The organism is Mesorhizobium sp. ES1-3 (assembly GCF_020164795.1).
Classification (GTDB): Bacteria; Pseudomonadota; Alphaproteobacteria; order Rhizobiales; family Rhizobiaceae; genus Mesorhizobium.
In genome coordinates this window covers 1-22,589 of record NZ_JAIUGW010000003.1, presented here as the reverse complement: position 1 = coordinate 22,589, position 22,589 = coordinate 1, and the positions used below count along the sequence as shown (strand labels likewise).

At 62.5% G+C, this 22,589-nt stretch carries 21 protein-coding genes and 1 tRNA gene; 12 read left to right on the top strand and 10 right to left on the bottom strand.

The features are described from left to right. Positions 1 to 87 precede the first annotated feature (87 nt). Both LB536_RS05345 and LB536_RS05340 read left to right on the top strand, forming a co-directional pair. Entirely contained in the window at positions 88 to 1,860 is a 1,773-nt protein-coding gene (locus LB536_RS05345; protein WP_224590381.1) for a glucan ABC transporter ATP-binding protein/ permease, read from the top strand. Positions 1,861 to 1,972: 112 nt separating this feature from the next. Then, positions 1,973 to 2,734: a heme ABC transporter permease gene (locus tag LB536_RS05340; protein WP_224590380.1), complete on the top strand. Its 762-nt coding sequence runs from the start codon at positions 1,973 to 1,975 to the stop codon at positions 2,732 to 2,734. Between the two features lie 4 nt (positions 2,735 to 2,738). On the opposite strand, the gene LB536_RS05335 is transcribed toward LB536_RS05340, so the two are convergent. Then, positions 2,739 to 3,797: a D-TA family PLP-dependent enzyme gene (locus tag LB536_RS05335; protein WP_224590379.1), complete on the bottom strand. Its 1,059-nt coding sequence runs from the start codon at positions 3,795 to 3,797 to the stop codon at positions 2,739 to 2,741. A gap of 185 nt (positions 3,798 to 3,982) precedes the next feature. Here LB536_RS05335 and LB536_RS05330 point away from each other — a divergent pair, with 185 nt between their 5' ends. Then, positions 3,983 to 4,669, top strand: coding sequence for a D-lyxose/D-mannose family sugar isomerase (locus tag LB536_RS05330; protein WP_140809077.1), 687 nt, complete (start codon positions 3,983 to 3,985; stop codon positions 4,667 to 4,669). A 69-nt stretch (positions 4,670 to 4,738) separates the two neighbouring features. Beyond that, on the top strand, positions 4,739 to 5,131 hold the full coding sequence (locus LB536_RS05325) for a hypothetical protein (RefSeq protein WP_224590378.1): 393 nt from the start codon (positions 4,739 to 4,741) through the stop codon (positions 5,129 to 5,131). A 39-nt stretch (positions 5,132 to 5,170) separates the two neighbouring features. On the opposite strand, the gene LB536_RS05320 is transcribed toward LB536_RS05325, so the two are convergent. The 6 genes from LB536_RS05320 to LB536_RS05295 form a co-directional block, all read right to left on the bottom strand. Next, the gene (locus LB536_RS05320; RefSeq protein WP_224590377.1) at positions 5,171 to 5,800 is read right to left on the bottom strand and encodes a hypothetical protein; all 630 of its coding nucleotides are present in this window, start codon (positions 5,798 to 5,800) and stop codon (positions 5,171 to 5,173) included. A gap of 378 nt (positions 5,801 to 6,178) precedes the next feature. Continuing rightward, positions 6,179 to 6,895 carry a hypothetical protein gene (locus LB536_RS05315; protein WP_224590376.1) on the bottom strand — a complete coding sequence of 239 codons (717 nt, stop codon included), beginning with the start codon at positions 6,893 to 6,895 and terminating at the stop codon, positions 6,179 to 6,181. 228 nt (positions 6,896 to 7,123) lie between these two features. After that, positions 7,124 to 7,648, bottom strand: a complete 525-nt coding sequence (locus LB536_RS05310; protein WP_224590375.1) for a hypothetical protein — start codon at positions 7,646 to 7,648, stop codon at positions 7,124 to 7,126. Positions 7,649 to 7,730: 82 nt separating this feature from the next. Next, on the bottom strand, positions 7,731 to 8,837 hold the full coding sequence (locus LB536_RS05305) for an alpha/beta fold hydrolase (protein ID WP_224590374.1): 1,107 nt from the start codon (positions 8,835 to 8,837) through the stop codon (positions 7,731 to 7,733). Between the two features lie 309 nt (positions 8,838 to 9,146). Further along, a tRNA-Gln gene (locus tag LB536_RS05300) sits at positions 9,147 to 9,220 on the bottom strand. Between the two features lie 162 nt (positions 9,221 to 9,382). Beyond that, positions 9,383 to 10,315: a lysylphosphatidylglycerol synthase domain-containing protein gene (locus tag LB536_RS05295; RefSeq protein WP_224590373.1), complete on the bottom strand. Its 933-nt coding sequence runs from the start codon at positions 10,313 to 10,315 to the stop codon at positions 9,383 to 9,385. 416 nt (positions 10,316 to 10,731) lie between these two features. On the opposite strand from LB536_RS05295, the gene LB536_RS05290 reads away from it, so the two are divergent. Beyond that, entirely contained in the window at positions 10,732 to 12,096 is a 1,365-nt protein-coding gene (locus tag LB536_RS05290; protein WP_224590622.1) for a Ppx/GppA phosphatase family protein, read from the top strand. A 25-nt stretch (positions 12,097 to 12,121) separates the two neighbouring features. Next, positions 12,122 to 12,835: an RlmE family RNA methyltransferase gene (locus LB536_RS05285; RefSeq protein ID WP_224590372.1), complete on the top strand. Its 714-nt coding sequence runs from the start codon at positions 12,122 to 12,124 to the stop codon at positions 12,833 to 12,835. Positions 12,836 to 12,878: 43 nt separating this feature from the next. Here LB536_RS05285 and LB536_RS05280 read toward each other — a convergent pair whose 3' ends face one another. Continuing rightward, positions 12,879 to 14,300, bottom strand: coding sequence for an MFS transporter (locus LB536_RS05280; protein ID WP_224590371.1), 1,422 nt, complete (start codon positions 14,298 to 14,300; stop codon positions 12,879 to 12,881). A 210-nt stretch (positions 14,301 to 14,510) separates the two neighbouring features. Here LB536_RS05280 and LB536_RS05275 point away from each other — a divergent pair, with 210 nt between their 5' ends. From LB536_RS05275 to LB536_RS05255, 5 genes are all read left to right on the top strand, one after another. Next, positions 14,511 to 14,750 (top strand): type II toxin-antitoxin system Phd/YefM family antitoxin, encoded by a 240-nt coding sequence (locus tag LB536_RS05275; protein WP_140755463.1) that lies wholly within the window; start codon positions 14,511 to 14,513, stop codon positions 14,748 to 14,750. Beyond that, a complete protein-coding gene (locus LB536_RS05270; RefSeq protein ID WP_224590370.1) occupies positions 14,747 to 15,196 on the top strand; it encodes a PIN domain-containing protein in 450 nt (149 codons plus the stop codon). The genes LB536_RS05275 and LB536_RS05270 overlap by 4 nt, the downstream gene beginning before the upstream one ends. 229 nt (positions 15,197 to 15,425) lie before the next feature. Further along, on the top strand, positions 15,426 to 16,928 hold the full coding sequence (gene guaB / locus LB536_RS05265; protein WP_224590369.1) for an IMP dehydrogenase: 1,503 nt from the start codon (positions 15,426 to 15,428) through the stop codon (positions 16,926 to 16,928). A gap of 31 nt (positions 16,929 to 16,959) precedes the next feature. Next, on the top strand, positions 16,960 to 17,502 hold the full coding sequence (locus LB536_RS05260) for a hypothetical protein (RefSeq protein ID WP_181178299.1): 543 nt from the start codon (positions 16,960 to 16,962) through the stop codon (positions 17,500 to 17,502). A gap of 25 nt (positions 17,503 to 17,527) precedes the next feature. Further along, entirely contained in the window at positions 17,528 to 17,947 is a 420-nt protein-coding gene (locus LB536_RS05255; protein ID WP_224590368.1) for an MAPEG family protein, read from the top strand. Positions 17,948 to 17,995: 48 nt separating this feature from the next. On the opposite strand, the gene rnd is transcribed toward LB536_RS05255, so the two are convergent. Further along, positions 17,996 to 19,147 (bottom strand): ribonuclease D, encoded by a 1,152-nt coding sequence (gene rnd / locus LB536_RS05250; protein ID WP_140755453.1) that lies wholly within the window; start codon positions 19,145 to 19,147, stop codon positions 17,996 to 17,998. Positions 19,148 to 19,222: 75 nt separating this feature from the next. After that, positions 19,223 to 20,467 (bottom strand): MFS transporter, encoded by a 1,245-nt coding sequence (locus LB536_RS05245; RefSeq protein ID WP_224590367.1) that lies wholly within the window; start codon positions 20,465 to 20,467, stop codon positions 19,223 to 19,225. A gap of 201 nt (positions 20,468 to 20,668) precedes the next feature. On the opposite strand from LB536_RS05245, the gene aspS reads away from it, so the two are divergent. Beyond that, positions 20,669 to 22,456: an aspartate--tRNA ligase gene (aspS, locus tag LB536_RS05240; RefSeq protein ID WP_224590621.1), complete on the top strand. Its 1,788-nt coding sequence runs from the start codon at positions 20,669 to 20,671 to the stop codon at positions 22,454 to 22,456. Positions 22,457 to 22,589: the final 133 nt, after the last annotated feature.

Sequence of the window (22,589 nt, the reverse complement as noted above, 5' to 3'; positions counted from 1 at the left end):
GCGACGCATCAACCGTTACGTGTCAGGAAATGGTGCAGTGCACAATATTGGTATTGGGCACAATAGAATGTTGGCGGAGTAGCTGAAGTGTCACTTCTGCAGATCTATTGGAGAGCGCTGGGGTATCTGGCTGCCGACAAGAAGCGCGTCGCGCTGATCTGTGCGGCCAACGTCGCGCTCGCAGCCATAGCCATCCTCGAGCCGATCCTTTTAGGCCGGGTGATCGGCGCCATTTCCGAAAAAGGGCCGGTGTTTTCGACACTCGCCGTCTGGGCGGCCCTCGGTGTCTTCAATGTCATAGCCTTCGTGCTGGTGGCGCGTGGCGCCGACCGCTTCGCCCATGCCCGTCGTTCGGAAGTGTTGTGCCAGTCCTTCGAGCGCGTAATCACCATGCCGCTCGCCTGGCATCACCAGCGCGGCACTTCCAATTCGCTGCACACGCTGCTGCGCGCCGTTGAAACCCTTTTCAGCTTGTGGCTCGAATTCATGCGCGTGCATCTTTCGACTGCCATTGCGCTGGTGCTGCTGGTGCCGACCGCGCTTGCGATGGACGTTCGCATGTCCGTCGTGTTGCTTGGCCTCGGCGTGCTTTACGTTGGCATCGGCCGTGTCGTCATGCGCCGCACCAAGTCCGGGCAGACCGCCGTCGAGCGTCACTACCATACCGTGTTTGCCCATGTGACCGATAGCGTCAGCAATGTCGCCGTGCTGCAGAGCTACAACCGCATCGGCCATGAAACCGCGGCGTTGAAGCGCTACGTCAAGGGCCTGCTCGACGCGCAGAATCCTGTGCTCGACTGGTGGGCGATCGCCAATGCGCTGAACCGCCTGTCCTCGACCATCTCGATGATGATCGTGCTGTCGATCGGCGCTTATCTTGTCACCCGTGGCCAGCTCCGCGTCGGCGACGTCGTCGCCTTCACCGGCTTTGCCGGAATGCTGATCGCCCGTCTCGACCAGATGTCGGCCTTCACCACTCAGATTTCCGAGGCGCGCGCCAAGCTCGAGGACTTCTACCGCCTTGAGGACTCGGCCGCCGACACCGCCGAGCCGGACGGCCTGCGCGACCTTGCCAACGTCACCGGTCATGTCCGTTTCGAGGATGTCAGCTTCGAGTTCCCCAATTCGGGGCAGGGTGTCAGCGATGTATCCTTCGAGGTCCAGGCTGGCCAGACCGTCGCCATCGTCGGGCCGACGGGTGCGGGCAAGACCACGCTCATCAATTTGCTGCAGCGCGTCTTTTCGCCGTCCAGCGGCCGTATCCTGATCGACGGCATCGACACCCGCACCGTGACCCGCAAGTCGCTGCGCCATTCGATCGCCACCGTGTTCCAGGATGCCGGGCTTCTCAACCGCTCGATCGAGGACAACATCCGCGTCGGCCGTGCCGACGCGACCAACGACGAGATCCATGCCGCCGCCGCCGCGGCCGCGGCGCAGGATTTCATCCTGGCCAAGAGCAATGGCTACGACACGGTGGTCGGCGAACGTGGCGGCCAGTTGTCGGGAGGCGAGCGCCAGCGCATCGCCATTGCCCGTGCCGTGCTGAAGGATGCTCCGATCCTGGTGCTCGACGAGGCGACCAGCGCGCTCGACGTCGAGACCGAGGATCGCGTCAAGGAAGCGATCGACGAATTGCGCCGCGACCGCACCACCTTCATCATCGCCCATCGCCTGACCACCGTCCGCGACGCCGATCTGGTCGTGTTCATGGACAAGGGCAAGGTGGTCGAGATGGGTGGCTTCGCCGAGCTGTCGCTGCGCAACGGCCGTTTCGCCAGCCTGCTGCGCGCCGGCGGCCTGCTCAACGACGAGGAGGTCCGCCGCCTCAGCCGCTCGGTGCAGGGCGAGGCAGCCTGAGCAGTTTTTTCCTTCTCCCACAGGGGGCCCACAGGGGGAAGGAAGACGCCTCTACGCCTGCGACACCGCCGCTCGATTGCCCCAAACGCGTCGGCGGTCTATGTAAAGTCGCATGAGTGACACCACCTCACGCCTGAGCGGCTGGACCGATCTCGCCAATCCGACGCGGTTCGTCGGGCTGGCCGACAGGCTTGTGCCGTGGCTGGCGGTGCTCGCCGCGCTCGTCCTCGCGGTCGGCCTCTATATGAGCTTCACCGCGCCCGAGGATTTCCAGCAAGGTATCACGGTGCGCATCATGTACATCCATGTGCCTTTCGCCTGGCTCGCCATGATGTGCTACACGCTGATGGCGCTCTCTGCCCTCGGTACGCTGGTCTGGCGCCATCCGCTGGCCGATGTCGCGCTCAAATCAGCCGCCCCCATCGGTGCGGTCTTCACCGCTCTGGCGCTGATCACCGGTTCGATCTGGGGCAAGCCGATGTGGGGCACCTGGTGGGTCTGGGATGCAAGGCTGACCTCGGTCTTCGTGCTGTTCCTGATGTATCTCGGCATCATCGCGCTGACCCGTGCGCTGGACGATGCCAGCCGCGCCGCCTGGGCCGCCGCCATCATCACGCTGGTCGGCTTCATCAACATTCCGATCATCAAATTCTCGGTCGACTGGTGGAACACACTGCACCAACCGGCTTCCGTGTTCAGGCTCGGCGGCCCGACCATCGATCCCAGCCTGCTCTGGCCGCTGCTGGTTATGGCCGTCGGCTTTACCGTGCTGTTCTTTACGCTGCATCTGATGGCGATGCGCACCGAAATCCGGCGCCGGCGAGTTATTGCCATGCGCAGGGTGGCGGCACGGCAGGCCGAGAGGCCGGTCTAAAAATTCACCCCATCAGTCCGCGCGCTGCCACCGGCAGCGTTTCCAGCACCGTCTCACCATCGATCAGATTGACCTCGTTGAACAGGTTGGTAACGACGCAGCAATGGTCAGGCACGACACGCACGCGCTCGCCGATGCTTACCTTGCCATCGCCGGAAAGCGTGACCGTGCCGTGCTCCTCGCTCAGGCCCGTCACCAGCGCTCCCGGCACGCCCATCAGCTCGCCAAAATCCTTTAGCCCCAGCGTATCGCTGGACAGCGCCTTGCTGCCGGCATCGAGAATGGCGCGCGTCGCTGTCGGATGGCTGACCACCGTTGCCAGAACCGTAAGCGCGCAATCGTCGAGACCGCCGACGCCTTTGGCGACCTGGTAGCGGTCGAGATAGATATAGGTGCCAGGCCGGTATTCGGTGACGATGGAGGCATCGGTGGAACGCCACATGTCAGGCGTGCCGCCGCTGGAGATGCGCTCGCAGGCGAGCCCTGAAGCGGCCAGCGCCTGTTTGGCGTCGGCAAGCCAGGCCTCGGCCTCCACTGCCCGGCCGGCGGCCGGATAGGTCATCAGCCCGCCAAACGTAAGCCCGCCTGCCTTGTCGATCACTCTCGCCAGCGCAACCGCTTCATCGGCCGTCTGCACGCCGCAGCGTCCCATGCCGGTGTCGCATTCGACCAATACCGATAGCGGGTGCCCGGCATCGGTGAAGGTGGCGGCGAGCCCTTCCAGCGTCTGCGCGCTGTCGGCCGTCACCGACAGCGTCACCCGGCCATGCAGGGCCTTCAGCCGTTCGAGCTTGGCGCGGCCAAGAATGTTGTAGGGGAGAAAGATATCCGTCAGCCCGGCGTCGGCCATCACCTCGGCCTCGCCGATCTTCTGGCAAGTGATGCCCACCGCACCCGCCGCCATCTGCTTCTTCGCCCAGTAAGGCAGCTTGTGCGTCTTGATGTGCGGCCTGAGCTTCAGCCCGTTCTTGTCGGCATGGGCCTGCGCGCGGGCGATGTTGGCCTCGGCGCGTGCGGCATCGATGAGGATCGACGGCGTATCGAGGTCATGGATGGTCGGCATTGGCTATATCCCGTGCAGTTCGCGCGGGTTATGAGCCCGAAAGCGTGCGATGTCACGCGGCCACAGGGCCGGATCGCTGGGCCATGGGCGGGAACGCGCAAGGCTGAACGGGCAGGATGGATCGACACCGCTCCGGCGTTCAGCTATGCGATTTGTCGGAAAAGTCGACACGAAGGGTCATCATCATGAAACGCTCCGCCATCAACGACATCATCCGCGAAGCCGACGCTTTCATCCGCTCGTTCGGCTACATCATGCCACCCTTCGCCTACTGGTCGCCGGAAGAGATGAAGGCGCGCCAGGTCGATTCCTCTGCCATCTTCACCTCGCGGCTCGGCTGGGACATCACCGACTACGGCCAGGGCAAGTTCGACGATCTCGGCCTGTTCCTGTTCACCGTTCGCAACGGCCGCTACGAGGACATGAAGAAGGGCATGGGCATGCTCTATGCCGAAAAGATCATGATTTCGCGCAAGGACCAGATGTCGCCGATGCACCGTCACAACATCAAGGCCGAGGACATCATCAACCGCGGCGGCGGCAAGCTGGTGCTTGAACTGTTCATGCATGACCGCGACGGCGGTATCGACCCCAAGGCCGAGGTGTCGGTGCCCGTCGACGGAACCATCCATCGGCTGCCGGCTGGCGGGCTGCTGAAGCTCGATCCCGGCCAGAGCGTCACGCTTTTGCCCGGCGTCTGGCACGCCTTCTGGGCCGAGGGCAAGGATGTCCTGATCGGCGAGGTGTCGACCGTCAATGACGATCGCACCGACAATGTCTTCCGCGAGCCGATCGGCCGTTTCGCGGATATCGAGGAAGATACGCCGCCATTGCACCTGCTGGTGGCCGACTACGACAAATGGCTGGGCTGAGGACATTCGCTCCATAGCGCCGCTTCGCCCCTGATTTGTGGGGCCACTAACCAGTCCGAGGAGTAAGCCTTGAAATCAGTTCTAGTTGCCATTGCCGCCTTGGCGGCCCTCAGCTTGCCCGCCCAGGCGGCCGGCTTCGATAACATCGTCCTTTCCGCGACGAAGGACGGGGAAACGTCTCAGAGCAATTTCCCTGCCGACACACCGGTGATTTATGTGTCGGCCGACCTGGTGGATATCGCGCCCACATCGAAAATCACATTCTCCTGGGTTTCGGTCGATTCCCACGGTGCGGCACCGGAAAACTATACTATCGACAAGGTCGACCTCGACGTCGGAGCGAACAATCAGGCCGATTCACAACTCACCAAACCCACGGCGGGATGGCCGGCGGGCACCTATCGTGTTGATTTGGCCATCGACGGAACGGTCGCGGACTCGGTGCCCTTCAGCATTCCATGAATGGAAATTAACTGCCCGGGGAGGGCGGCCGACGCCCTGTTAGTCGCTTTCGGACGGCGCTTCTTTTTGCCAGCCGGCTAGCTCCGGCAGGTCGTCAAGCCAACTTTTCTCGGTCATCAAGGCTTTGCTGGCCTGCGGCGCGGCCTCAGTGGCGTTTTGAATCAGCCAGTCCACCCACTTCCGAAAGGCAACCGGGTCCAGTTGGGGCGGCAGCACCTTAGCCTTGAGCAGCATCCTCTTGCGGAAACTGGTTTGCCTGCGCAGTTTGGTCGTCGTGAATTTGATTGCCTTGCCTTGGTATTCAACCATCCACCGGTCGCCCCCATGGCTGACAAGCCTATCGACGGTGAAATCGGCATCGACCGGTCTATCCCGCCAAGGAAGCTCGATGGCGTTCTTCCTCAGATCGATGGCCCATCGCCTGTAACCGGCCCTGGTACGCTGCGGCGGCAGCACGCCGGCCTGTTCGAGCATCTTCCTTCGGAACGTAGGCTGGTTCTTGAGCTGGCCGGTCGTCAGGTCGATTCGATGTCCACGAAATTCGACGTGCCATCGGACCCTCCCGTTGCCGATATACTTCACCAACCTGTCGATGAAGAACTCGCCATCGGCAAGAATCACGCAGCCTTGGCTGATGCTTTCGCGGATGAACTCGGTGTCAGTGACCATCAGGCGACCTTATGCAGGAAATTCTCACAGAGCTTAGCCAGTGGAACGCGCCCGCGGCCATCAAATAATACCGAGGGTCGGAGTGACTGGTGCTATGGAATCTGGCTGGGGAACCTGGATTCGAATCAAGACTAATTCAGCCGAATCAGAGTTCACGATGGGATCACTTCACCGACAAGGGACCTTAAACGCCCCGGAACTTAACGAATTGACGAGCCTGTTCGAGGCAGACAGGGCCTCGAATTGAGCCCGGTCGAAACGAACTCCGCAATGGTCAGGCAACCACTTCAAGACTTTTTCTATGGCAGCGTCTGTCACATGAGCATTCGCATTCATGCCCGGCAGCGTTCATACAGGCCAGTGCGCACTTTCTTGCGCTCAATACGCCATCTCAAAGGATTCGCCCGCAGCGATTTTCTGTAACAGCCGGGTTACGGCGCGGGGGCCGCCGTGATCTGCAATCCACCGGCTCACCCGGCAGGCAGCTTTCGCGTACAGGCCCGCCGATGCCGCGCTTTCAATCCAGGCGCTCCTCGTCGTCGGCAGCGCGCCATCCGGTTCAACCAGGCAACGATCGGGCGATGATATTGGCTTCAGGTAGCGGTCGTCATCCGAAACGACGACCGCGACGCCCTCATCAAACCATTGCGGCACATCACGACGGAAAGTCTTGATCAGCCCGATCCGGATATGAAGTTCGATGTGCGACATCTCGTGTGATGCGATGGTGACGGTCGCGCCTTTGGGCGAGAGGAATAGCGCGAGATTGAGGACGGCCATGCCGCGCGATTTGCCTCCGCCGATTTTCCGGTAACAATTGTCGTCCCCGCAGATGAAGACCTCGGGATTACTTTCTATCGCCCCATAGAACCGGCGAAGCCGTTCGCGAGCCATGCCAATTGTCTGGAGCGCTGCTGCTTGCTGCTGAGGAGTGATCCCATCCTCGACATAGACCTGACCCGAGTCTTTTTTGAACCCCAGGCAACTCGGGCACGCTATGGCGGCTGCCATCGGATATGCGGCCGCGAGGCCAGCGGCTGTCGTCGCAATCAGAAGGATTGCGAGTGCGATTGCTTTCATCAGTCTCGACACCATGCTCCTTCCAGTCCCGCGCGGGTATGAGCTTCTACGGTGGCTTTCGGTTGGCGAGCGATCACGAGGAGCATCGTTCGGTTGTTGAAGGACCGTTTTCAGCTGAGCAAGCCCCAGTCCGCCGTGGGACGTGACAAATTATTGAGCGACATGGCGATGAAGCGCGGGCGAATACGTTTCGAGGCCTTTGACTTGCAATGAAGTTGATGCCGCATGTGACAGCGGAGAGTGCTAGGATCCGGCCGCATCGCCGACGCCGGACGAAACTGCGTCCATCTGGGAACGCGCGAGCAGATAGAATGCAGTGAGATGTGAGATCATCTGCAACGGCATGTAGATGATCAGGAACGCGTACATGCCGCCGAGTTCGCCTGCAACTGCAGGAAGATTGACTTGGACCGCGTGGTAGGAATCGAGGGCAATGTCCACCACCCCTACAAGATTGAAGGCGAGCACGAGCAGCCAGAACAGCGGACGTATCCTGATCGCGAGCAGCGCCAGCATGGCCAGCACCCCGGTCGCCAAGTTGCCATAGGCGGCGAACGTGGCGAAGCCGGCAGGCAGGCTGCTGCCGACGACGCCGGGAAGGAGAAAGGCAAGCCCGATGACGCGGAAGCTGTGCACGGCCGCGATAGCTCGTTGCGCATCGAAGTGATCCATCGCGTTGAGCCTTGGCCAGATGTACGCGCCAAGGAAAAGCAGCCACGGGACGTACCCCAGGACGAGATGGGTTAGGAACACGGTTTGCGACGACATGTGAGCTCCTACAAACTAGTTTCGTTCGTCAATCCGCCGCGCCTCGAACGTCGCGTTCGGTGGCCGAGCCGCCTTGCTCGGGCTAAAGGGTCCGAAGGAAGTCGATCATTGCGGTGCTCACCTGCGGCGCACGTTCTTGCTGGGTCCAATGACCGCAGCCCGGCAGCATGACTGCCGGCCGGAGCTTGGGAACCATTGCCGACTGTTTGGCGATAATCGGTTGAAATAGCTCCACGATCATGTCGTGTTCGCCCGCAATGTAGAGCGCCGGGACAGTCACCACCGCCTGGCTGAACGCGGCCATGAGTTCCCAACTGTGATCGATGTTGCGCCACCAGTTCAGAGGGCCGCGAAATCCGCTGCGCGTGAATTCCTCGACATAGATATCGATGTCGGCCTCACTGACCCAGGAAGGCAAAGACACCGGATTGGTCAGGAAATCTCCGTTCCGGGGCACCATTCCTGCGGCAAATCCTCCGGCGCCTGCCGGCGGCGGGCTGTCGCCCGAGAGGGAGTAGAACATGGATCGGAACGTGCGACGCAGGTCGCCTCCGAGCGCCGCCTCAGCCTCCGGGGTCTGGAAATAGAGTTGATAAAACACGGCGTCCTTGGTGCGCGGCATCAGCGTCGTCGGCGGCCCTGAGTCGCCGAACGCTCGCGAGCGGAACGGCGGGCTGAGCGCGACAACAGCCCGGAAGCGATCGGGACGCAGAAGCGCTGTTTGCCATGCTATCGCAGCACCGATGTCGTGGCCGGCGATCACGGCTTGTCTGGCGTCCAGAGCGTCGACGAGGCCCACCAGGTCGCCGATGTTATGGAGAATCGTATATTTCTCCACGTCCTCCGGGCGGTCGCTCCGCCCATAGCCGCGCAAGTCGGGTGCTACCGCACGGAAGCCAGCCTTCGCCAGCGCGCCAAGCTGGTGCCGCCAGGAATACCAGCATTCGGGAAAGCCGTGACAAAGTATGATGAGGGGACCTTCACCCTGCTCGGCCACGTGCAAGCGGATGCCGTTCGTCTCGATCATGCGATGGGTAATCTCGGGCATCGTCGGGTCCACCCACGACGTCGGCTCTGGGCCGGCTACGGCGAGTTGAGCGGCGGCGAGTGGTTCGGCGAAAGCAGCACTGACACTCAGGGCGCCTGCCGCCCAGAGGATATCGCGTCGGGAAAATGTTGCGTCCGGCATTGTATGTCTCCTGAGCGTCCGCACATGGAGTCTCGACGGTGCCACAGGCTCCCGAATTGCGGTACGAGTCCAGAATTTGCACGCTAGAAGTACTCCCGCTCGCAGCGAACGACTATTGGCGATAACGTCAATGCGCTGTGAAGCAGAACTTCACAATCGTCGCGCCACCGCCGAGCCTGCCGTTGGAGCGAAGCGGCGTTCGGACACCACCTCTGCGTCTAATTTTGGACCCCGGTCAGGATGGGTGCGCGGACGGGAAAATCCCCAGAGGCTGGAAACCCCAAAGCAGCAAAAGCCTTGGAAGGATGTTGGCTGGGGAACCTGGATTCGAACCAGGACTAACGGAGTCAGAGTCCGTGGGTCTACCGTTAACCTATTCCCCAGCAGGCGCGATCATGGACCGCGCGGGCCGAACGGCTAAGCCGCTTGAGCGCTGCCTTGTAGCCGCCAGCGGAAAATAGTCAAGCCTGCTCTGCGGCTCAATTGACAGCTTTTATCACTGGTTCCGAACGCCACCTTTTCCAGTGGCGTGCGAGCTCCGGGCCTCAGCTCTCCCTGCGGCTGAACTGCGAGCGTTCGAAGAACAGCACGATGCCCAGGCCCAGAAACAGCGGGATGATGAGATAAAACAGCCGGAACACCAGCAGGGCGGCCAGCACGCCGACCGGGTCCATGTCGGAAAGCCCGGCCAGGAACACCACTTCGAATACGCCCAGGCCACCCGGCGCGTGCGAGATCTGGGCGATCGAGAAGGAGACGAGGAAGACGCCGAGTACGACGAAATAGCCGGGATTGTGCAACTCGGGCAGGGCGAAGAAGATGATCGCCGCGGCGGCGAGCAGTTCGATCGGGCCGATCAGCAATTGCCGGGCGACGATCGGCAGCGCTGGATAGTGCAATTGGAAGCTGGCGATCTTCAGCGGGCGCAGATGCAGCCAACTGCCGAATATGTAGGCAGCGATGAGGACCAGCATTGCGATGCCTGCGGCCTCCGACAAGCCGTGATGGGCGATGCCGGAGAAGCGGTCGATAATCTGCGGCTCGAACACCAGCACAAGACCGGAGGCGAGTATCGTCGACAGCACGAAGGTTATCCAGCAGACCGCCACCAGCACGCCGACTTCCTGGCCGGTCAGCCCTCTCGTGCCGTAAGCGCGGTAGCGGATGACGGCGCCGGAAAACACCGAGCCGCCGATGTTGTGCGACAGCGCGTAGGTGGTGAAGGAGCAGAGCGTCACGAACAGCCACGACACTCGTCTGCCGATATGCAGCAACGCGATGTGGTCGTAGCCGGCAAGCGCGGCATAGGCGACGACCGAACTCAAGCCCGCCAGCATCCAGCCGCGAGCCGGAATGGCCGCCAGCCCCTCCCATACGTCGTCGAGTGAGATGCCGCGCAATTCATGCCAGAGCAGCAGCAGCGAGAAGATCACCGCGCCGATGCCGACGACCGGCCAGAAATAGCGTTTCCAGTTCATTGCCCGACTGCCATGCGTTGCGTATCCGCTTCCTTTTCTGTCGAGAGGCCGATCGCCCCGCATTCCCCATTCAATTCAGAAATGCCTCATTGAAGCCGGCTATTCAACCGCGAACACTTGTCGCGCATGATGCCGGCAAGACCTGCCTGCGCTGGACGGGGGCGCAAAACGCTGACAAGCGGCGAGGACATCGGTTTCGACGGGTGCGGTCTCACCTGGCGTCGCGGTATCAATCCAGCCTTGCGGGTACATTACGGCGGTGCAGCGAAAAAGGCGGTTCGCGCCCCCAGCCGGCAAAATTCAGCATGCGGCTCTTGGTGATCGGCCACGGCACTGTTAGTCTGGCGGCAACTTGAAACATGCCAAAGCGCCTGCTGCGTCCGTCACCGGTTCGCGCGGCGCCGGAAGGAACGACAGTGGAAGACCGCGACACCGGCGCAGGCGCGCCGGAGGTGGGCGCGTCCAGCGCTTCCCCGGGGTCATCAGGCCCGGGGACAGCCGGTTGGCAGCAACGCCGCCCGACGGAGCCTCGCTCCGTGAATGGGCAGGCGGGCGACGCGACCCACAACCAGAAGGGCAAGCCCAAGAAACGGCGCAAGCGAAGGCGTGGGCGCAAGGTTTTTGCGCGCGACGATGCGCGCCCCGGGGACAATCGATCGCCGGCACAAGGCAAGGCCACCATCGCGGCGGTGGAACTGAAGCCCGTTGCCGCTGCGGCGATCTCGCCCGTCGTTCCAGTGCCACGCCCCGAACAAGGCAACCGCCGGCCGCCGGTACACGAGCTTCCCGTCTTCGCGGCGCTGGACCTCGGCACCAACAATTGCCGGCTGCTGGTCGCCGTTCCCACGCGTCACGGCCAGTTCCGCGTCATCGATGCCTTCTCGCGCATCGTCAGGCTGGGCGAGGGGCTGACCGCCAATGGCCGGCTCGGCCAGCCGGCGATGGACCGCGCGGTCGAGGCGCTGAAGGTCTGCGGTGACAAATTGCGCGGCCGCAAGATCAGGAAGGCAAGGCTGATCGCCACGGAAGCCTGCCGCACCGCCGAAAACGGTGTCGAGTTCCTCGATCGTGTCGAACGCGAAGCCGGCCTCAAGCTCGAGATCATCGACCGCCGGACAGAAGCCCGCCTTGCGGTTTCCGGCTGCGGCTCGCTGGTCGAGCGCGACACGCAAGGCGTCGTCCTGTTCGACATCGGCGGCGGCTCCTCCGAGATCGCGCTGATCGATCTCACCGGCCGCCGTTCGCCGCGCCTTGCCAACCACATCGTGTCGTGGACGTCGCTGCCGGTCGGCGTCGTGTCATTGGCGGAACGCTTTGGCGGCCGCACCGTGACGCGCGAGATCTTCACCGCCATGGTCGACGATGTCGCCGGCAGGCTGGCCGCTTTCGATGGTCGCGATCGGCTGAGCCATCTCAAGACGAGCCCGAATTTCCATCTGCTGGGCACTTCGGGAACGGTGACGACGCTGGCCGGCGTCCATCTCGACCTCGAACGCTATGACCGCCGACGGGTCGACGGCCTGTGGATGGACCGCGACAGCGTCGACCGCATGGTGGAGAGGCTGGTCGGCTGGGATTTCCAGCAGCGCTGCGCCAACCCCTGCATCGGCGCCGACCGCGCCGATCTCGTGCTGGCCGGCTGTGCTATCCTCGAAGCGATCCGCGCCGTCTGGCCTTCGGAGCGGCTGCGCGTCGCCGACCGGGGCCTGCGCGAGGGCATATTGAGCGAACTGATGGCCGATGATGGCGTCTGGCGCAACGATGGACGTACCAGGGCATGATCATGCTCAAACAAGAAATCAGGCAATGACCAAGAAACCGGAAAAACCAGGGTCCGCCAGCCTTCGCGTGCTGAAGACGCGGATCAAGAAGAAAAGCGGCCTGAAGGAATCGTCGCGCCGCTGGCTGCAGCGCCACATCAACGATCCCTATGTCCAGCGCTCCAAGGCCGACGGCTATCGCTCGCGCGCGGCCTACAAGCTGATCGAGATCGACGACAAGCACCACCTCTTGAAGCCTGGCATGAAGGTGATCGACCTCGGTGCCGCCCCTGGCGGCTGGTGCCAGGTCGCGGCCGCGCGCACGAAATCGACGGCCGAACATCCGCATGTCGTCGGCATCGATTATCTGGAAATGGATGCCGTGCCCGGTGCGCCGGTGCTGCTGCTGGACTTTCTCGATCCGCAGGCGCCGCAAAAGCTCTCCGAAGCGCTGGGCGGGGATCCGGATGTCGTGCTGTCCGACATGGCCGCGCCGACCACCGGCCACAAACGGACCGACCATATCCGCACCATGCATCTGTGCGAGGTGGCGGCCGATTTCGCGCTGTCGGTCCTGAAGCCCGGCGGCCATTTCCTGGCCAAGACTTTTCAGGGTGGCGCCGAGAACGAGCTGCTCTCCATGCTCAAGAAGAATTTCCGCTCCGTCCACCACGTCAAGCCGCCGGCCTCGCGCGATGAATCGGTCGAGCTTTATCTCTTGGCGAAAGACTTCAAGGGGCGAGAGGCCGGTCGGGAATAGCGCCTTCCCTTCTCCCCTTGTTGTGGGAGAAGGGAAGGCTGCCTCACTCTCCCGGCGATCTAACCGGTTGCAATGTCTTGGGCGTCGTCAGCAGCCCATGGCCGGAGACTGCGTTGCCGGCGTCGGGTGCCAGCCGCATGAACGACAGCGACGCGGCGGCCGAAATCGCGGCGACGATGAAAAAGGCGGTGTGGAAGTCAGCGAGCGTCAATGGTCCGCCATGGATGCCGGTCGACACTTCCAGGATGCCGCCGGCAACCGCCACGCCGAGTGCGATCGACAACTGCTGGAAGACGGCGGCGATCGGCGTTGCCTTGCTAGTGTCCTCGGCCGAAACCTCGGCATAGGAGAGTGCGTTGACACCGGTGAAGAACATCGAGCGGATGAAGCCGCCGACCAGCAATATGGCCAGCATCAGCGCGTAAGGCGTTTCGGGGGTGAAGAGGCCGTTGACGGCGATCGATGCGGCAGCGACCAGCGAGCCGGCGATCAACACACGGCGGAAGCCGACGACGCGGAAGATCAGCGCGGTGACGAATTTCATGCCGATGGCGCCGATCGCCGAGACGAAGGTGATCATGCCCGACTGGAACGGAGTCAGCCCGAAGCCGATCTGGAGCATCAGCGGCAACAGGAACGGCACGGCGCCGATGCCGATCCGGAACAGTCCGCCGCCGAGCACGGAGGAGCGGAAAATCTGGTTGCGGAACAGGTCGAGCGCCAGCAGCGGATTTCTGGCGCGGCGCGCATGCATCAGGTAGAGCGCTCCCGACAGCAGCCCCACGGCCACGGTGATGAAGCCGGTCGCCGGCGGCAGATAAGGCAGGCTGACCACCGACAGGCCGAAGACGATACCGGATGCCGCCACCCCGCTCAGCACGAAGCCGACGAAATCGAGCGGCGGCGTCTCCATCGATTCGGTTTCCGGCAGGAAGCGGGTGGCCAGCCAGATGCCGATCAGGCCGATCGGCACATTGATCAGGAAGATCCAGTGCCAGGTGAAATAGGTGGTGATGAAGCCACCGATTGGCGGACCGACCAGCGGGCCGACCAGTGCGGGGACGGTCAGCCACGACATGGCGGCGACCAGTTCGCTCTTGGGCGTGGCGCGCACCAGCACCAGGCGCCCGACCGGGGTCATCATGGCGCCGCCAATGCCTTGCAGGAAACGCGCAATCACGAAGGCCGGCAGCGAACCGGACAGCGCGCAGGCGACCGAACCGGCGATGAACACCGCGATCGCGGCGCGAAAGATGTTCTTGGCGCCGAAGCGGTCAGCCATCCAGCCGCTGATCGGAATGAAGATCGCCAGCGACACCAGATAGGCCGTCAGCGCCAGTTTGAGCGCAATCGGGCTGGTATGGATGTCGATGGCGATCGCCGGCAGCGATGTCGCGATGACGGTCGAATCCATGTTTTCCATGAAAAGAGCGACCGCCAGGATAAGCGGAATGGTGCGGTTCAACGAACGCGTCCGAATTGGTCGAATTTGCCTGCCGGCTGGGGGCATGCCGATACAATGGGCGGTTATCATGCCCTGGGGCCGATGTCGCATTAATTTGCTGTCACTTTTGTGCGATTTCGACGCCGCGGAGTGCCTGGGCAGTGATCAGAGACTGCTTGCCAAGGAGCCAAGCTATCGCTATTGTAGTTAAAATAACTACTTGGATGGATCATGGACGAATCCGTTTCAGCCGCCGACGCCAATCGAAAATTTTCGCTCATTCTTCGTGGTGTGCGGGAAGGGCAGAGCTTTGTCGTGACCAGTCATGGACGGCCGGTTGCGCGGATCGTGCCTGCGGACAATCGCGGTCAGGTGGCCTCGCGTTCGCGCAACACATTGCTGTCGCGGCTTGAACGGCAGCCTGTCGTCGATGCCGGGCAATGGACGCGCGACGAGCTTTACGAGCGGTGAAGGTCGCCCTCGACACCAACATCCTTGCTTATGCTGAAGGGGTGAACAACGCCGACAAGCGTGACGCTGTTCTGGGATTGCTGCGCAACGTTCCGCAAGAGGCGGTTGTCATTCCGGTTCAGGTGCTTGGCGAACTCTTCAATGTGCTTGTTCGCAAGGCTGGACGATCTTCGCAGGAAGCTCGGGATGCACTTCTGGGCTGGCGCGACGCCTTTCCGGTCACAGCAACGTCGCCCGAGGTCATGATGATGGCGGTCGATCTTGTCGCGGACCATCATTTCAGTATCTGGGATGCAGTCATCCTATCAGCTGCCTCGCAATCGGGTTGCCGGCTGCTCCTGTCGGAAGATCTGCAACATGGCTTCACCTGGGGCGGCGTGACCGTTGTCAATCCTTTCGCATCGCCGCGTCATGAATTGCTCGATGCTCTTCTGGGCGCGGACTAGGCTCCAGGAAAAGTGTGAAACGGTTTTGCGTCTGGAACTGCGTAGAAACAGCAAGTCGGATCGGTTCCGCGACCCTATCGACACTGAGCCGATCCTTAACGACCACTCAACGATCGGCTTTTCATCGGCCGCTGGACGTGTTACCAGCCACCGCCAATCCTGAAAGGGAATAACGAGTCGGCGCTGTCCATTCCGGTCCAGCGCTTTTTCTGCATTCAAAGGGCTGGCCATGGCAAAAATCATCGAAACCTCGACCGGCGCACTGGCGCTGACCTTTGACGACGTGCTTTTGCAGCCCGGTCATTCCGAGGTGATGCCCGGCCAGACCGACATCCGCACCCGTATCGCCGGCGACATCGACCTCAACGTGCCGATCCTGTCGGCGGCGATGGACACGGTCACGGAGGCACGGCTCGCCATCGCCATGGCGCAGGCCGGCGGCATCGGCGTCATCCATCGCAATTTCTCGCCCGCCGAACAGGCCGAGCAGGTGCGGCAGGTCAAGAAATTCGAATCCGGCATGGTGGTCAACCCGGTCACCATCGGTCCCGACGCCACGCTCGCCGATGCCTTGTCGCTGATGCGCACCTACTCGATCTCGGGCATTCCGGTGGTCGAGAATGGCGGCGCCGGCGGCCACAAGACCGGCCGGCTGGTCGGCATCCTGACCAATCGCGATGTGCGCTTCGCTTCCGATCCGGCGCAAAAGGTCTACGAATTGATGACCCGTGAGAACCTGATCACGGTCAAGGAGAATGTCGACCAGGACGAGGCCAAGCGGCTTCTGCACCAGCACCGCATCGAGAAGCTGGTGGTGGTCGACAAAACGGGCAATTGCGTCGGGCTGATCACCGTCAAGGACATCGAGAAGTCGCAGCTCAACCCGCACGCCACCAAGGATGCGCAGGGCCGCCTGCGCGCCGCGGCCGCCACCAGCGTCGGCGATGACGGCTTCGAGCGCGCCGAGCGTCTTATCGAGGCCGGTATCGACCTTTTGGTGATCGACACCGCGCATGGCCACTCGCAGCGGGTCCTGGACGCGGTGACGCGGGCGAAGAAGCTCTCCAATTCCGTGCGCATCCTGGCCGGCAACGTCGCCACCGCGGACGGCACACGGGCGCTGATCGACGCCGGCGCCGACGCCGTCAAGGTCGGCATCGGTCCGGGCTCCATCTGCACCACCCGCATCGTGGCCGGGGTCGGCGTTCCCCAGCTTTCGGCCATCATGTCGGCGGTCGAAACGGCGCATAAATCAGGCGCCTCGGTGATCGCCGACGGCGGCATCAAATATTCCGGCGATCTCGCCAAGGCACTCGCCGCGGGCGCCAGTGCCGCCATGATCGGCTCGCTGCTGGCCGGCACCGACGAAAGCCCGGGCGAGGTCTATCTGCACCAGGGCCGCTCCTTCAAGGCCTATCGCGGCATGGGCTCGGTCGGCGCGATGGCGCGGGGCTCCGCCGATCGCTACTTCCAGGCCGAGGTGCGCGACACGCTCAAACTGGTGCCGGAAGGCATTGAAGGGCAGGTCCCCTACAAAGGACCTGTGTCTGGCGTGCTGCACCAGCTTGCGGGCGGGCTGAAAGCAGCTATGGGTTATGTTGGTGGCCGCGACCTTGCCGATTTCCGCGACCGCGCCACTTTTGTGCGCATATCCAACGCCGGACTTCGTGAAAGCCACGCCCATGACGTCACGATTACCCGCGAAAGCCCCAACTATCCGGGCGGAGCCTGATTCTTCCGGGCATTGGTGCAACTTGACCGCCATGGTGCTGCGCCTGTCGCGCCATGTCGCGGCGCTCTGCTTCCTCTCGGCGGCGGTCTTCATCGCCATGACGGTGATGGAGTTCTTCTATTTCCGCCAGTTGAGCGGCGGCTTGGCCTCGCTCGACATGCGCTATTTCGGATTCACGCCCGACGAAGGCATGGCCTGGCTGACGGCGCTTGGCCGGCGCGGTGGCGAGATCATCCTGGTCTGGCATTACCTGACCTTCGACCTTTTGTTTCCGGCGCTGTTGTCGCTGACACTGGTCAGCCTGATCCTGGCAACCGGCCGGCGTCTGAAGAATTTCCGGGTGCTGCCGGCGCAGGTGCAGGCGATCTTCGCGCTGGTCCTGGTGCTGCCGTACACACTCGCCGACTACGCCCAAAATATCGCCGTGGCGCGGCTTCTGTCCGATTTCCTCTACGCCAACCCGGACTCGCTGTCTTTCGCCTCGGCGTTGATCGTCACCAAATTCGCGTTTCTCGCCGTCCCGGTCATCGTCATTGCCGCTTTCTGGCTGGCGGGCCAAAGACGTCGGAATTGAGGCCGGACAGGACAGGGGCGTTTTCATGAACCAGACCGCGATCTTCTGGCCGGTGCTAGCGCAAGTGCTGCTGGTCTACATCATCTATGTCGTCATGGGCCGGGGCCGCTATTTTGCCGTCAAGTCGGGTGAAGCCAAGGTCGGCCAGTACAAGGTTCGTTCGACCGAGCCGGCCTCCACTGTCACCGTCGCGAACAGTTTGATCAACCAGTTCGAACTGCCAGTGCTTTTCTACGTGCTGTGCCTGTCACTGCACATGACCAACGGCGTCAATTACATCACGCTCGCACTGATGTGGATTTTTGTCGCGTCGCGCTATTTTCACGCCTGGTTTCACCTGACCAGCAACGACCTGCTGCTGCGCAACCGCTCCTTCGTTCTGGGCGCGGTGGTGCTGGCCCTGGGCTGGATCTGGTTGGCCCTGCACTTGCTCGCAATCGTCTGAGCTGCGCCAAATACCTTCTCCACAAGCCGAGACGGAAAAGGCCGGTGCTTACAGGTCGAACACCGCTATTTTTCGCTTGTCGAACTTGATGCCGATCTCGCCGCGCACAAGCTTCAGCGCCTGTTCGCCGAAGACGGCGCGCCGCCAGCCTTGCAGCGCCGGCACATCGGCATCCTCGCCCTCGGCCGCGATGCGGTCGATGTCGTCGCTGGAGGCGAGCACCTTCGAGGCGACACCCTGTCTCTCGGCGACGATCCTGAGCAACACTTTCAAGAGTTCCGCGGCCGCGTTCGAGCCCTCGGGCGGCTGGAAGCTTTTCGGCAGTTTCGGCATCTGCTCCTTGGGCAGGGCGAGCGCGGTATTGACCGCGCCGAGCAGTGCCGTCGCGGTCGAGGAGCGTTCCCAGCCTTTTGGCGTCGTGCGCAGCTTGGCAAGGGCCGCCGCATCGCGCGGCCCTTGTTGCGCGATCTCGTAGATCGCGTCGTCCTTGAGCACGCGGCCGCGCGGTACGTCGCGCTCGCGCGCCTCGCGTTCGCGCCATGCCGCCACGCCCTGCACGATCGCCAGCTCCTGCGGTTTGCGAAGTCGCATCTTCAGCCGCTTCCAGGCATCCTCGGGGTGCGGATCGTAGGTCTCGCGCGAGGTCAGGACATCCATCTCCTCATTCAGCCAGTGGGCACGGTTTTCCCGCGCCAGCTCGGCGTTGAGGTGCTGATAGACCTCGATCAGATGGGTAACGTCGGCCAGCGCGTAATCGAGCTGCTTGTCGGACAGCGGCCGATGGCGCCAGTCGGTGAAGCGCGAGGACTTGTCGAGCCGCGCCCCGGTGATGCGCTGCACGAGCTGATCGTAGGAAACGCTGTCGCCGAAGCCGCAGACCATCGCCGCCACCTGTGTGTCGAACACCGGGTGCGGAACGAGATCGCCGAGATGGACGATGATTTCGATGTCTTGCCGGGCGGCGTGGAAGACTTTGACCACCGCCTCGTTGGCCATCAGCCTGAAGAAGGGAGCCAGATCGATTTCAGGTGACAGCGGATCGATCAGCGCCGTCACGCCGGGCGCGGCCATCTGGATCAGGCACAGGATTGGCCAGAAGGTCGTTTCGCGGATGAATTCGGTGTCGACGGTGACGAAATCCGACTTTTCGAAAGCGGCGAGAACGGTCTCGAGTTCTTTCTGGGTGGTGATGACGTGCATCAAATCGCTTTTGGCAGGAGTAGGGTCTTCCTAGATTTCAGCCGGGAAGGCTTTCGTCAAGCTGTGGTGCCGCCGTCAAGGCCCTTCCGGACTGTCTGGATCACTATTTCTCCTCGCCAGCCGCGCGAAAACGGTCGAGGTGCGCAACAGGGCGGTGAAGCGGCTGCGCCTGCCCGCCGGCACGCCGGACCGGGCCTGCATGCGGTAGAGGATGACGGCGATGAAGACCGCGTAGACCACGGCGCTGAAGACGAACAGCGCGCTTGGCCCGAAATACTGCATCGCAGTCGAAGCCGCGAAAGGGCCGCCAATGGCGCCGAAGGAATAGAGCAGCATCAGGGCCGCATTGATCAGCACGAACTCGCCGGCATCCGCGCGATCATTGGAATGTGCCGCCGACAGCGAATAGAGCGGCATGGCGAAACAGCCGAAGATGAAGATGATGATGAAGTTGAGCAGCGGATTGCTGCCGGCGATGAACACCAGCGCCAATGCCGAAAGCATCGCGCAGCAGGTCGTCATCAACAGCACCCGTCGCCGATCCCAGCGGTCGGAGAGGTAACCGAGCGGATACTGGATGATGGCGCCGCCGAAGATGCCGACGCTGACGAAAGTGACCACATCGGCGACCGACATGCCGATCTGCTCGGCATAGACCGGCGACAAGGTGCGAAAGGCACTGTTGGTGACGCCGACGGCGATGCAGCCGAAGCAGCCAAGCGGCGAAATCCGCCAGACGCGCGCCAGATCGAGCTTGACCTCCTCGGGCGGCGTCGGGTTGGAGCGGTCGCCGAGCGAGACCGGAACCAGCGACAGCGTGATCATGATCGACATGATGGCGAAGATGGTAAAGCCGCCGGCGCCGAAGACGGGAATCAGGAACTGGGCCGATGTCACCGATCCGGTATCGACCATCCGGTAGATTGCCAGCACGCGAGCGCGGTCCCTGTTGGTGACGCCAGAATTCAGCCAGCTTTCGACGATGGTGAACAGCCCGGCAAAACAGAAGCCGCCGGCAAAGCGCACCGCGCACCACATCACCGGATCGAGAACCAGCACCAGCAGCAACGTGCCGACCGAGGCGATAGCCGCCAGCGCCGAAAACGCCCTGATATGCCCGACCGCCTTCATGATGCGCGTGATGGCCAGGCAGCCGAGCAGGAAGCCGGCGAAATAGAAGGTGCCCATGAGGCCGATGTCGGAAGCCGAAAACCCTTCCTGGGCGCCGCGCAACGCGATCAGAGTGCTTTGCAGCCCATTGCCGCCGAGCAGGATGCCGGCGGCCATGAGAAGCGGGATCAGCGGACGGATGGAAGACATGAAGGAAGACGATCACGTATCGGTGATCTCTTTCTTGAACCATCGCCTTGGCGAATGCCAGAGGCAATTGCCGGCGGCGTTGAGCCTGTGACGCCCACTTGCCTTGACAAACCATGCCTCTCATGCGCTTTTCGCGCAAATTTTGGGCCGGGCTGCGATGCTTTGGCCCGCAACCCACAATCCCGGATTTTATCCATGACCATGCATCGTTACCGCAGCCACACCTGTGCCCAGTTGCGAAAGAGCGACGTCGGCAATTCCGTTCGTCTGTCGGGCTGGGTGCATCGCGTGCGCGACCATGGCGGCCTGCTCTTCATCGACCTGCGTGATCACTATGGCCTGACCCAGATCGTCGCCGATCCCGATTCGCCTGCCTTCAAGGTCGCCGAAACCTTGCGTGGCGAATGGGTGATCCGCGTCGACGGTGAAGTCAAGGCGCGCTTGCCCGAGACCACCAACGCCAACCTCCCGACCGGCGAGATCGAGATTTTCGCCCGCGAGATCGAGGTGCTGTCCGCCGCCAAGGAATTGCCGCTGCCGGTGTTCGGCGAACCGGACTATCCCGAGGACATCAGGCTGAAGTACCGATTCCTCGACCTGCGCCGCGAGACGCTGCACAAGAACATCGTGGCGCGCACGAAAATCATCGCCGAGATGCGCAAGCGCATGGGCGAGGTCGGCTTCACCGAATTCTCGACGCCGATCCTCACCGCGTCGTCTCCGGAAGGCGCGCGCGACTTTCTGGTGCCGTCGCGCATCCATCCCGGCACGTTCTACGCGTTGCCGCAGGCGCCGCAGCAGTACAAGCAGCTGATCATGGTGTCGGGCTTCGACCGCTATTTCCAGATCGCACCCTGTTTCCGCGACGAAGATCCGCGCGCCGACCGTCTGCCCGGCGAATTCTACCAGCTCGACCTCGAAATGAGCTTCGTCGAGCAGGACGACGTGCTGTCGACCATGGAACCGGTGATGCGGGGAGTCTTCGAGACCTTCGCCAACGGCAAGCCCGTGACACAGAAATTCCAGCGCATCCCCTTTGATGTCGCCATGCGCAAATACGGCTCCGACAAGCCCGACCTGCGCAATCCGATCGAGATGCAGGCCGTCTCCGATCATTTTCGCGATTCCGGTTTCAAGGTGTTCGCCAACATCCTGGCCAACGATCCGAAGGCAGAGGTTTGGGGCATTCCGGCCAAGACCGGCGGCAGCCGCGCCTTCTGCGATCGCATGAATTCGTGGGCGCAAGGCGAGGGCCAGCCGGGGCTGGGCTACATTTTCTGGCGCAAGGAGGGCGACAGGCTCGAAGGCGCCGGCCCGCTCGCCAAGAATATCGGCGAGGAACGCACCGAAGCGATCCGCCTGCAACTCGGCCTTGCCGACGGCGACGCTGCCTTCTTCGTTGCCGGCGACCCGAAGAAATTCGTTTCTTTCGCGGGCGCTGCGCGCACCCGTGCCGGCGAGGAACTCAATCTTGTCGACCGAGAACGCTTCGAACTGTGCTGGATCGTCGACTTCCCGTTCTTCGAATGGAACGAGGAGGAGAAGAAGATCGACTTCGCCCACAACCCGTTCTCGATGCCGCAGGGTGGCATCGACGCGCTGAACGGCGACGATCTGCTCGGCATCAAGGCGTTCCAGTACGACATGGTCTGCAACGGTTTCGAGATCGCCAGCGGCGGTATCCGCAACCATTTGCCCGAAACCATGGTCAAGGCGTTCGAGACGGTCGGGCTGGACCGCGCCACGGTCGAGGAACGCTTTGGCGGCCTCTACCGCGCCTTCCAGTATGGCGCGCCCCCGCATGGCGGCATGGCCGCCGGTGTCGACCGCGTCGTCATGCTTCTGGTCGGCGCCAAGAACCTGCGCGAGATCACCATGTTCCCGATGAACCAGCAGGCCTACGACCTGTTGATGAACGCGCCGTCGGAAGCGAGCCCGCAGCAGCTTCGCGATTTGGCGCTGCGCGTCGCGGTTGCGAAGAAGGACTGACGGCAGCGTTGCAACTGCCCTTTCTCCCCGTCACTATACGGGGAGAAATGTCCGGCTGTCCGAACCGGATAGATAGGTAACAGAATGGACCGATAGCATGGGTGACAGTTTTCTTGTCCGCCGGGAGGACCGG

What these genes read in the sequence shown, in the direction of transcription:
- LB536_RS05260 (WP_181178299.1), top strand. Translation starts at nt 16,960, where the DNA reads ATGGTGCTGCGCCTGTCGCGCCATGTCGCGGCGCTCTGCTTCCTCTCG.
- LB536_RS05255 (WP_224590368.1), top strand. Translation starts at nt 17,528, where the DNA reads ATGAACCAGACCGCGATCTTCTGGCCGGTGCTAGCGCAAGTGCTGCTG.
- LB536_RS05335 (WP_224590379.1), bottom strand. Translation starts at nt 3,797, where the DNA reads ATGCCGACCATCCATGACCTCGATACGCCGTCGATCCTCATCGATGCC.
- rnd (WP_140755453.1), bottom strand. Translation starts at nt 19,147, where the DNA reads ATGCACGTCATCACCACCCAGAAAGAACTCGAGACCGTTCTCGCCGCT.
- guaB (WP_224590369.1), top strand. Translation starts at nt 15,426, where the DNA reads ATGGCAAAAATCATCGAAACCTCGACCGGCGCACTGGCGCTGACCTTT.
- aspS (WP_224590621.1), top strand. Translation starts at nt 20,669, where the DNA reads ATGCATCGTTACCGCAGCCACACCTGTGCCCAGTTGCGAAAGAGCGAC.
- LB536_RS05245 (WP_224590367.1), bottom strand. Translation starts at nt 20,467, where the DNA reads ATGTCTTCCATCCGTCCGCTGATCCCGCTTCTCATGGCCGCCGGCATC.
- LB536_RS05315 (WP_224590376.1), bottom strand. Translation starts at nt 6,895, where the DNA reads ATGGTGTCGAGACTGATGAAAGCAATCGCACTCGCAATCCTTCTGATT.
- LB536_RS05310 (WP_224590375.1), bottom strand. Translation starts at nt 7,648, where the DNA reads ATGTCGTCGCAAACCGTGTTCCTAACCCATCTCGTCCTGGGGTACGTC.
- LB536_RS05295 (WP_224590373.1), bottom strand. Translation starts at nt 10,315, where the DNA reads ATGAACTGGAAACGCTATTTCTGGCCGGTCGTCGGCATCGGCGCGGTG.
- LB536_RS05285 (WP_224590372.1), top strand. Translation starts at nt 12,122, where the DNA reads ATGACCAAGAAACCGGAAAAACCAGGGTCCGCCAGCCTTCGCGTGCTG.
- LB536_RS05305 (WP_224590374.1), bottom strand. Translation starts at nt 8,837, where the DNA reads ATGCCGGACGCAACATTTTCCCGACGCGATATCCTCTGGGCGGCAGGC.
- LB536_RS05330 (WP_140809077.1), top strand. Translation starts at nt 3,983, where the DNA reads ATGAAACGCTCCGCCATCAACGACATCATCCGCGAAGCCGACGCTTTC.
- LB536_RS05340 (WP_224590380.1), top strand. Translation starts at nt 1,973, where the DNA reads ATGAGTGACACCACCTCACGCCTGAGCGGCTGGACCGATCTCGCCAAT.
- LB536_RS05320 (WP_224590377.1), bottom strand. Translation starts at nt 5,800, where the DNA reads ATGGTCACTGACACCGAGTTCATCCGCGAAAGCATCAGCCAAGGCTGC.
- LB536_RS05275 (WP_140755463.1), top strand. Translation starts at nt 14,511, where the DNA reads ATGGACGAATCCGTTTCAGCCGCCGACGCCAATCGAAAATTTTCGCTC.